This is a genomic window from Nocardiopsis prasina DSM 43845, assembly GCF_000341265.1.
GTDB classification, from domain to species: Bacteria; Actinomycetota; Actinomycetes; order Streptosporangiales; family Streptosporangiaceae; genus Nocardiopsis; species Nocardiopsis prasina.
Genome location: NZ_ANAE01000142.1, coordinates 1 through 514, shown reverse-complemented (window position 1 = coordinate 514; position 514 = coordinate 1). Strand labels below are relative to the sequence as shown.

Here is a 514-nt window from a genome sequence, read left to right as displayed (position 1 = left end):
GCCATGGAAGCCGTGCGCACCATGGCCCCCACCAGTGTCCTGCGCCGGGTGATCACCGACCCGTCCACCGGCAAACCCCTGGACGTGGGACGCGGGATGCGTAACGCCCCCGAACAGATCCGCACCGTCGCCCACCACGGGCGCACCACCTGCGCCTGGCCCCAAGGCTGCGACGTGCCCATCAGCGCCACCGAAGCCGACCACATCACCAGCTACTCCCAAGGCGGCCACACCAGCGCCCACAACATTCAGCCGCTGTGCTCCACCCACAACCGGCTCAAGTGGAGGCGGGAGAACAACCCCCACCGGGCTGTTTGGAAAGGCCGCCCCACACACCCACCACCGCCAACGCAACCGGAACCGCCGGAACCACCCCCAACGCTGCCGCCGCCCCGCGAATGACGGGCCAAGCCCCTACCCCCGCACGCCCACACCCCAAAACCGGCCCCCACGCCCGCACTCCTAGGTGCCCGTACCCCTGTCTCGTGCCGGGTTTATTGGAGACTCGGAACCA

Annotated in this window: 1 protein-coding gene; it reads left to right on the top strand. The window is 69.3% G+C overall.

The window, feature by feature from the left end; translation table 11 throughout:
• On the top strand, nucleotides 1–402 hold a 402-nt coding region (locus tag D452_RS28400), incomplete at its 5' end, for an HNH endonuclease signature motif containing protein (protein ID WP_169336567.1).
• Nucleotides 403–514: the final 112 nt, after the last annotated feature.